The 8,642-nt window shown below is 61.2% G+C and carries 9 protein-coding genes; 2 read left to right on the top strand and 7 right to left on the bottom strand.

Annotated elements, in window-relative coordinates; translation table 11 throughout:
- The 5 genes from HMPREF3160_RS04985 to HMPREF3160_RS04965 all read right to left on the bottom strand — a co-directional run.
- The coding region (locus HMPREF3160_RS04985) for a DNA-3-methyladenine glycosylase I (RefSeq protein ID WP_070507376.1) at positions 1–543 on the bottom strand (543 nt) is incomplete at its 3' end.
- Positions 544–676: 133 nt separating this feature from the next.
- Positions 677–1,183: a MarR family winged helix-turn-helix transcriptional regulator gene (locus HMPREF3160_RS04980; protein WP_070491631.1), complete on the bottom strand. Its 507-nt coding sequence runs from the start codon at positions 1,181–1,183 to the stop codon at positions 677–679.
- Entirely contained in the window at positions 1,176–2,963 is a 1,788-nt protein-coding gene (locus HMPREF3160_RS04975) for a DHA2 family efflux MFS transporter permease subunit (RefSeq protein ID WP_070507374.1), read from the bottom strand. The genes HMPREF3160_RS04980 and HMPREF3160_RS04975 overlap by 8 nt, the downstream gene beginning before the upstream one ends.
- A gap of 196 nt (positions 2,964–3,159) precedes the next feature.
- Positions 3,160–3,615: a type II 3-dehydroquinate dehydratase gene (aroQ, locus tag HMPREF3160_RS04970; RefSeq protein WP_070491745.1), complete on the bottom strand. Its 456-nt coding sequence runs from the start codon at positions 3,613–3,615 to the stop codon at positions 3,160–3,162.
- Between the two features lie 73 nt (positions 3,616–3,688).
- Entirely contained in the window at positions 3,689–4,555 is an 867-nt protein-coding gene (locus tag HMPREF3160_RS04965; protein WP_070507372.1) for an NUDIX hydrolase, read from the bottom strand.
- A gap of 195 nt (positions 4,556–4,750) precedes the next feature.
- Here HMPREF3160_RS04965 and HMPREF3160_RS04960 point away from each other — a divergent pair, with 195 nt between their 5' ends.
- Positions 4,751–5,851: a YeiH family protein gene (locus tag HMPREF3160_RS04960; RefSeq protein ID WP_083285436.1), complete on the top strand. Its 1,101-nt coding sequence runs from the start codon at positions 4,751–4,753 to the stop codon at positions 5,849–5,851.
- A gap of 38 nt (positions 5,852–5,889) precedes the next feature.
- Here the strand turns inward: HMPREF3160_RS04960 and ald are convergent, their stop codons facing one another.
- Positions 5,890–7,002, bottom strand: a complete 1,113-nt coding sequence (ald, locus tag HMPREF3160_RS04955) for an alanine dehydrogenase (RefSeq protein WP_070491635.1) — start codon at positions 7,000–7,002, stop codon at positions 5,890–5,892.
- A 357-nt stretch (positions 7,003–7,359) separates the two neighbouring features.
- Between ald and HMPREF3160_RS04950 the strand changes: the two genes are divergently transcribed.
- Entirely contained in the window at positions 7,360–7,596 is a 237-nt protein-coding gene (locus HMPREF3160_RS04950; RefSeq protein ID WP_035756368.1) for a helix-turn-helix domain-containing protein, read from the top strand.
- Positions 7,597–7,704: 108 nt separating this feature from the next.
- Here HMPREF3160_RS04950 and HMPREF3160_RS04945 read toward each other — a convergent pair whose 3' ends face one another.
- The gene (locus tag HMPREF3160_RS04945) at positions 7,705–8,577 is read right to left on the bottom strand and encodes a hypothetical protein (RefSeq protein WP_070507369.1); all 873 of its coding nucleotides are present in this window, start codon (positions 8,575–8,577) and stop codon (positions 7,705–7,707) included.
- Between the last annotated feature and the right edge of the window lie 65 nt (positions 8,578–8,642).

Raw genomic sequence — 8,642 nt, 5'->3', positions numbered from 1 at the left:
GAAACGGTAACCCTGCCCGCGCAGGGCGCGTGCGAGTTCGCGGGACTCCTCGGTTTGCGAAGGGATCTCTTCCTCGGTTACAGGAACGCAGCTGCGCGCCGGGGTATGCGACCACACGAGTGCGGCGAGCCCACCCGATTCACGCAACGCAAGCGTTGCTTGTGCGTTGGTGATCGCGGCCTCGATCTTGGCGCGGTTGCGGATAATCCGGGCATCAGCCAGCAGCCGCTCGACGTCCTGCTCGGTGAACTCCGCGACCGCCTCCGGGTCAAAGTTTGCGAAGACCTCCCGTAAGGCCTCGCGCTTCTTCAGGACAGTGAGCCAAGACAGCCCCGCTTGGAAGGATTCGAGCACGATCCGCTCATACAACCCACGCTCACTCGTGATCAGCCGGCCCCATTCGGTGTCGTAATACTCGGTCAGAAGCGGATCCTGCAACGCCCATGCTGTGCGGGGCAACGCCAGGTCCTGGGTAGGTACCTCGGTTTGCTCAGTTGATTCGGTGTGGTCAAGTAACTCGGTTTGGTCAGCTGAATCGGTCACGACGGCTCCTTTCAGGCGGCTGTTATGCTCAGGGTTTCCAGCCTCCCAGCACAACACGGGCGCGAAACAGCCGCACCCTCAATCCGTGGATAAAACTCCGATAGGAACCGGGTGTGGATTGCCGAAACCCGAGCTATAGCGCTTCTCGACCCTGCATCCGGGTGCGGCTGTCGTTGAGTTTCTTCAATAGCGCGGCTAGCCTCGAGACTTCCTCGATACTCCAGTCCTCGAACATGACGGCGGATTCTTGTTGCCGCTTCATAACGTAATCCTTGAAGCGAGCTCGCGCCGAATCGCTCAGAACCAGAAGATAGCTCCGGGCGTCCTTCGGGTCCGCGGTGCGCACCAACAGCTCCGCAGTCTCAAGCCGTTTGATCGCGCGGGACACCATCGACTTATCGGCATCCACAACCTCGGACAGCTCGGTCACCGTCATCCCGGCGTCCGGGGTGCAACTGCCGGTCTCCATGAACCGACGGTACAGCGCGGAAGCTACAACCCCGTCGAACGGTTGGAGGGACGCATCCAGGGCGGCGGCCTGCTCACGGAAGCTGCGGCGAGCCGCGGCCAACAGGATCCGGTACTCGCGGGTCAGCGAACGCAGCTGCTCCGTGAACTCCTCGCTACACGCATCAGACATCTCGGCGCACCTCCTGCCGCGGCACCATGTTCTTAGGCCTGGACTTGTCAACAGGCCCTGAACTACCAGCAGACCCGGGCCTCCCCGTAGCCCCAGAGTTATCCGCAGAGCCCGGGTTGCCTGCGGACCCAGTCGTTTCCTCACCAGCAGGCTCTCTGTCGGTCCCTGCGGTGCGGGCGAGCTCTTCGTGGCGGGTATGAGTCGACAAGCTCAGGTTCGGGATGAAGATCGCAACCACCAGGCCAAGCACAGCGAACGGTGCGGCGTACAGGAACAAGTGCGCGATTGCCTCACCGTAGGCGTGCTCAATGATGGTTGCCACAGAATCCGGGAGCATGCTCGGGGCCGGCAACTCGCCAGAGGTCTGCATGTCCAAAACCGCGGCCCGCTCGGACGCCGGGAGGCTAGAAATCGCGCGCATCAAGTCCTGTTGCCTATCAGAAATCAACGCCGGAGCGAGGTTAGCGAGCACACCACCGAGCCAAGCGATACCAACGGTCCCGCCCATCGAACGGAAGAAAGCCACCGCGGAAGATGCAACCCCCATGACCCGCGGATGCACAGCGTTCTGCGTCAGCAAAACAAAGTTCTGCATCGTGCCGCCCACACCGGCACCCATGAGGAACATGAGCACCGCCATGAACCAATAGTTGCTGTCCGCGCGAACCACAGACATCAATCCGAGCCCCACAACCAGCATGACGGAGCACGCGATCACATACGGTTTCCACACGCCCGTGCGGCTGATGATGACGCCGACGACGTTGCCGGAGATCATGCTGCCCACCATGATCGGGATGGTCATGATGCCCGCCATGGTGGGGCTCGCGCCGCGCGCCATAATCATGAACTGAGACAGGTACACGGTCGCGCCGAACATCGCCAGCCCCACCGCGATCGAACCGATCACCGAAAGCGTGAACGTACGGTTCTTGAACAACCGCAAATCCAGCAACGGTTCGTCCGTACGCAACTCAACGAACACGAACGCGATCAACAAAACAGCCGATGCGCTGGTCATCCACAGCGTCTCAACCGACTTCCACGGGAACATCGCCCCGGGAGCGTTGCCGCCCATCGTGACCCAAATCAGCAACAGGGAGATACCGCTGGAGAGCAACACCAGCCCGAGCACGTCGAGGCGGAAGCGGCGGTACTCCTGCGGCGGCAAGTGCAGGCGGGTTTGCAGCATGATGAACGCGACGATCGCTACCGGTAACGCGATATAGAAGTTGTAGCGCCAAGAGAACGTATCCGTGATCCAGCCACCCAACAGCGGCCCGGCGACGGTCGCGAACGCCATGACCGCACCGAAAATCCCCATATATTTACCGCGTTCACGAGGCGAAATGACGTCAGCCATCACAATCTGTGACAACGTCATCGTCCCGCCGATACCGATCCCCTGGAACACGCGGGCGGCGATGAGCATGTCGATGGATTGTGAAAAGCCGGCGAACGCTGTTGCTGAGACGAAGATCGCGAGCGAGACCTGCATCAACATCTTGCGGTCCAGCAGGTCAGAGAGCTTGCCCCAAATCGGGACCGTGACCGTCATCGCGAGCATTGCGGCCGCGATAACCCACGAATACTGTGCCTGTGTACCGCCGAGGTCGTGAACGATGCGCGGCATCGAGGTTGAGACGACCGTGTTGGCGATCATGCCCACGAACATCGCCATGATCAGCGCTGTCAGCGACTGGATCTTGGCGCTGTGAGACATCGGCGCCGGGTTGGATGCCGGTGCAGGGTTCTGTTCAGACGCAGGGTTTTCGGCCATGCAACCTCCTGGACATGTTGCGGCAGTCACGACAAAAGTTGTTGATGAAAGTCAACAATAATCCAAGGTAGTTGCGCATTGTCAACTACTTGCGTGGTGTCTTGCGCGACACGGCGCGCGGTCACGGGCCGGGGTCCAGGTTTTACGGGGCGAGGCTGTTTACCGGCTAAGTGCGTTGTGCCAGATGAACCCAGTGTTACTGGGCGAGAGCACGGATCCCGAGTTCGTAGCCGGTGACCCCGAGCCCCACGATGATTCCCTTCGCAACGGGGGAGAGGTAGGAGTGGTGCCGGAACTCTTCGCGCGCGTGAACGTTGGAGATATGCACTTCGATGGTGGGGCAGCAGGCCCCCGAGATCGCGTCTGCGAGGGCGAGCGAGGTGTGCGTGTATGCCCCGGCGTTGAGCACAACACCCACCGCCTTTCCGTCCTTGACGGCGGCCCCGGCTTCGTGGATCCAGTCGATGAGCTCGCCCTCGTGGTTGGTTTGCCGGAAATCCAGAGTCAGTCCCTGCCCGGCAGCAGCGGCCTCGCACAGGTCCTTGACGTCGCTGAGGGTCGTGGTCCCGTACGTTTCCGGGTCGCGGGTGCCCAACAGGTTGAGGTTGGGGCCGTTGAAAACATACACGGTGCGTTGTGCTTTGGTGCTCATGATCATGCTCGCTTTGGCTATCGGGGCAGTTGGGTTCGGTTCCGCTGGTGGCTAGGAATTGTGGTGGGATGGGTTAGCTGTAGATGGGTTTGCCGGCTGCAATGTAGGCTTCTTCGCCCCAGAACGCGATGCGCGTCTTAGCACCTGGTTTCGCGCCGGGTTCTTTGATGATGCGCGGCATCGTGACGCCTGTGGCGGCGGGCTTCAGGGCGTCTTCGACGGTTTCGGCTTGCGCAAGCCGAATAAGCTGCGCCCACGTCGGCGCCATCACCATAAGCGTTCTTTCCTTATAGCGGCGTAGCGCTTCCTCGGGCCGGATCCAGAAGCTGTCTACGGATTCGCTCGTGTGGCCATCGGCTATCTGCCCTTCAGGGAGTACCGCTGCGAAGAACCGGGTGTCGTAGCGTTTCGGCAGGCTGGCGGGGGTGATCCAACGGTCAACGCACACGATGCTCTCCAGGTGGGGGACCGCAGCGAGCGCTGTGATTGCCTGATCGATCCCGATGCGGTGCTCCTCCAACGCTCGGCGCTGTGCCTCCCGCTCAGGATGCAGCCCCGGGCTGGTGGATTCCTCGGTTGGGCGGGCGAGCAGAACCCCGCATTCTTCGAAGGTTTCCCTCACCGCCGCGGCAACAAGGGTCTGTGGGGCGACCGGGCGGCCGCGCTCAGCCGCAGAAATCCCGGACGCCTCTGCCGCGTCATCTGTCAGTGATGCCGCAAGCGGCGCCGGCAATTCCCAGGCTGAAGTGCCGTCAGCGTCGCTCGGATCAACGCCGCCGCCAGGGAACACCACGGCGCCCGGCGCGAACTCCATACTGTTGGCACGCACATGCACGAACACCTCAACGCCGCTGCTCGCCTCAGAGGCGGGGCGGACCAGCAGTACTGACGCAGAGTTTTTAGCTGACGCGGACGTCGAAGCGGACGTCGAAGAAGTCACATCGGGGCCTTTCTCTCATCGTTACCATGCGGCTGGACGCTTGCCTTGTGTCTGGTGCTTGCCTGAATTCAGTGTTGTCTTGAGTCTAGTGTTTCTGCGCAATCATGAACCGAGTCTGTGGATACAGGGTGGGGCAGGGTCTAGCCTGAAGGGTGCGACATACTTCAAGCCCGCCTACCTAACGAGGAGCGTCACGTGGCCAGGAACCAAGCCCAACAGAGCAACGGCACGGTTGCGAAACCGTCAGTGTGGTGGGGGCTTGGACTCGCGTTCGCGGTGGGGGCTGTGTGTATCGGATTGGGCGCGTTGAACGCCTCGATCCCGGTCATGCTGATCGCGATCCTGCTCGGCGCTCTATGGCGTAACCTCGCCCCAGTGCCCGCAGTCTTCGATCCCGGCATCGCGGTTGCCGCTAAACGGGTCTTGCGGCTAGGGGTCGTGCTCCTTGGCCTGCAACTGTCCGTCACCCAGATCGCTAGCCTCGGCTGGGGCGTGATCGTGGTCGCCGTCGCTGCAGTGGCCATCACATTCGTTGCGACCCTCGGGCTCGGTAAGGCGCTCGGCATCGAAAAAGACCTACGGATGCTAATGGCCGCAGGCTTCTCGATCTGCGGCGCCGCGGCCGTCGCCGGAATGCAAGGTGTTACCCGCGCCAAACAAGAGTTCGTTGCTGCCGCGGTCGCGATGGTCGTAGTGTGCGGGACGCTCATGATCCCCATCGCTCCACTTCTGGCGCAGCTACTCGGCTATGACGATGCCGCCGCCGGCATGTTCATCGGCGGTTCCGTCCACGAAGTCGCCCAAGTAGTCGCGGCAGGCGGTATCGCAGGAGGCGGCGTCATCCTATCCACCGCCGTCACCGTCAAGCTCGCAAGAGTCCTGATGCTCGCCCCGATGATCGCCGCCGTATCGCTCAGCGCTCGCCGAGACGCAAGCGCGGCCCGCGCCACAGCTAGCGGCACCGGCGGCAACGTAGACGGTTCAGACGGTAGCGCAGATAGCGCCGATGCGGAGGTCAAGCTCCCGCCGATCATGCCGCTGTTTGTGCTCGGGTTCATCGTGATGGTTGTGATCGCGTCGCTGCACATCGTTCCGCAACCGGTTCTGGATGTCGCGAAGATCGCCCAAACATTCCTGTTGGCTTCAGCGATGTTCGCGCTCGGTCTGGGCGTTCACGTGAAATCGCTCATGAAGCTCGGCGGCCGCCCACTGCTTCTCGGTGCGGGTTCGAGCGTGGTGATCATCCTCGTTGTGATCGTGTGCATCGCGCTCGGCGCGGCACCGGCGCTCAGTTAGTATGGCGCGGCGCCGACCGCCAGTTTGTAGACCCGTTCCTAGCCTGCGAGCACGTCTGCGGGAGCCACGAAGTCCATTCCGTGTGCCTCGGCGACTCCGCGGTTGGTGACCTTCCCGTCGCAGGTGTTGAGTCCGGATGCGAAGCCCTCATCGGCCGCGAGCGCATCCCGCCAGCCCTTATTCGCTAGCTGCATCACGTAGGGGAGTGTCGCGTTGGTGAGTGCCGCGGTTGAGGTTTGTGGGACGGCGCCGGGCATGTTGGTTACGCAGTAGTAGAGAGCGTCGTGCACGCGGTAGGTCGGGTTGTCGTGCGTGGTTGGTTTGGAGCCTTCGAAGCACCCGCCCTGGTCGATCGCGATGTCCACGAGCACCGATCCTGGACGCATCGTCTTGACCATGTCGAGGGTCACGAGCTTCGGCGCAGCCGCACCCGGGATGAGCACGGAACCGATCACGAGGTCAGCCTCTTTCACGAGTTCGGCGATCGCGAGCTTGGTTGAGGCCATGGTTTTGATGTGGCCGCGGGCGAGGTTGTCGATCTCGTGGAGGCGGGATGCGGAAATGTCCACGATCGTGACCTCTGCACCCATGCCTTGGGCTGTGCGTGCGGCTTGTTCCCCAGCGTTTCCGGCGCCGATCACCACAACTTTCGCTGGCCGCGTCCCTGGAACGCCGCCCATCAAAATGCCTGAGCCGCCAGCTGGCTGTTGCAGGAGTGTGGCCCCGATCTGCGCAGAAAGCCTGCCCGCCACCTCGGACATCGGGGAGAGCAACGGCAGCGTGCGGCCCTGGGTCACGGTCTCGTATGCGATCGATGTGGTGCCGGCTTCTAACAGAGCGTCAGTGCATTCGCGCGATGCGGCAAGATGCAGGTAGGTGAACAGCACCTGGTCTTTACGTAGCAGGCTGTATTCGCTCGGCTGTGGTTCCTTGACTTTGAGGACGAGTTCGGCGGCCCACGCCTGTTCGGCGTCCGCGACGATCTGCGCGCCCACGGCCGCATAGTCGTCATCGCTATGGCCTGCGTTGATGCCAGCGCCGGACTGGACCAGGACCTCGTGGCCTTGAGCCGCGAGTTCGGATACCCCGGCAGGAGTGATCGCTACGCGGGACTCGTTGTTGAGGACTTCAGTGGGGACACCGATGCGCATGTGGACTCCGTACTCATAGTTGGGTTGTATCTGCTTGGGTTGTGTCTGGTTAGGCTGTGCCTGTTTAGACCGTGACTGTTCGAAATGTGGTCCGTGGAGTGGCCGTAGTAAAGCTGTGACCTATCACACACATCATGCCTTAATGTGGCGGTCACATTCACCTTGAAGCGCCGCGCCTGGCTGTGTGCCCGCTTTGCCTCTCTTTTATGCTGTTAGCTCTTTCTTGCTGGCGCCTGGCGGTGATATTCTGTATCTAATTCCATAAGAAAGACCTGGTGGGGTGCATCCACATCTGTTCGATGACCTGTCCATCGGGATAGTTGTGAGCTTGTGGAGAACCGTTTGGGGGAGAACCGTATGGAGAAAAAACAGCCTCGTTTCCTACGTCTAGAGGACGTAGCTGATGAGTTGAACGTCAGCATGCAGCAGGCCCGCTCGCTGGTGCGAACAGGCGCTCTACCAGCCATTAAGGTTGGTGGCCGCGGCATTTGGCGCATCGAACGCGACGAGCTCGAGTCCTATATTCAGCGGCAGTACGAATACACCCGTGAAGCCGCGGCGATGGATAAACTCGCTGACGAATTCGCCGACTAAGCGCTGAGACTCGGCTAAGAACTGAGCCCCGAAGCTAGACCGCTGGGCTTAGCTAGCGCAGAAGACCTTCGTTGTTAGAAAACGCGGAGGTCTTCTGTGCTCATAAATCTAGAAGACTCGCAGGTCTTCTTTACTCATGAATACTGTGCGGCCGGTCTTGGTGTTCCAGCACGTGAGGCCGGCCTTTTCAGACTGGCATACGTAGTCACCGTGTTTCACGGCGGTCCCGTACTCGAGCACCTGGCCTTCGAAACCTTTCTCGCACACGTCTTTCTTGTAGCACTTATCTTCTACACGGCCGCTTCCGTAGAACGGTTTCCGGTCGGCTTCGGTGATCGCGACCATCGCATCGTCATCCGGGGTATGGTGCGGGGCTTCTTCGCTGAAGTTCTTAGGCGGGTTGGTTTTCCAGGAGTCGACGGTGCACATCAGCTGATTGCCCATGCGGTCTTGGTCTGATTCAGGTTTATAGATGTTGCATACGATGTTGCCGCTCGGTACCTGGATCGAAGCAACGAGGCTGCCGCGTACCTTACGGGTGCGTTCCGCTTCGATAGCGGAGCGTGGGGCGGGTGCCCCAGCTTTCGGTAGTTTCCCGGCCTGAACGTCCACGCCCGTGTCTGGCTTCCTGTCCGATTCGCCGCCCTGCTCGCCGCCGCCGGGCTCGTTGCTGTCGTCGCTAGCGCCGTTCTCGCTGGGTTCTTCTGAGGTGGCGTCCGTAGCCGAGGCCTGAGTATCCGAGGGAGCCGCCCCGCCATTTTCTGCGCCAGTGGTTGCTGTGGCGGCTGGGTTTTCAGGTGAAGGCTGTTTCGCGTTGTCGTCGGATCCGCCGCGAACCACGATCCATATGATCCCCGCAATCAATACGAGAACAGCGACCACGGCGCTCACAATCGCTATCACCCGGGCTGAGCGTTTCTGCTCGCGAGAGGGTGGGGTGGAGGATGGTGGCACCGACTGTTGAGGGTTCTGGCTGTTCATAGTGCTCTCCTCAGGGCGGGGCGAAACAGTCTACAATCAATGTTTGCACTGTTCTTTAGCTGTGT

Origin of the sequence: Arthrobacter sp. HMSC06H05 (genome assembly GCF_001807395.1) — a bacterium.
Taxonomy (GTDB): domain Bacteria; phylum Actinomycetota; class Actinomycetes; order Actinomycetales; family Micrococcaceae; genus Pseudoglutamicibacter; species Pseudoglutamicibacter albus.
The sequence above is the reverse complement of the archived record's forward strand: the minus strand, read 5'-3'. Positions and strand labels throughout refer to the sequence as shown.

Bases quoted from the DNA above. Each gene is read 5' to 3' on its own strand.
- aroQ (WP_070491745.1), bottom strand. From the start codon at position 3,615: ATGAGCACCAAAGCACAACGCACCGTGTATGTTTTCAACGGCCCCAAC.
- HMPREF3160_RS04980 (WP_070491631.1), bottom strand. From the start codon at position 1,183: ATGTCTGATGCGTGTAGCGAGGAGTTCACGGAGCAGCTGCGTTCGCTG.
- ald (WP_070491635.1), bottom strand. From the start codon at position 7,002: ATGCGCATCGGTGTCCCCACTGAAGTCCTCAACAACGAGTCCCGCGTA.
- HMPREF3160_RS04945 (WP_070507369.1), bottom strand. From the start codon at position 8,577: ATGAACAGCCAGAACCCTCAACAGTCGGTGCCACCATCCTCCACCCCA.
- HMPREF3160_RS04975 (WP_070507374.1), bottom strand. From the start codon at position 2,963: ATGGCCGAAAACCCTGCGTCTGAACAGAACCCTGCACCGGCATCCAAC.
- HMPREF3160_RS04950 (WP_035756368.1), top strand. From the start codon at position 7,360: ATGGAGAAAAAACAGCCTCGTTTCCTACGTCTAGAGGACGTAGCTGAT.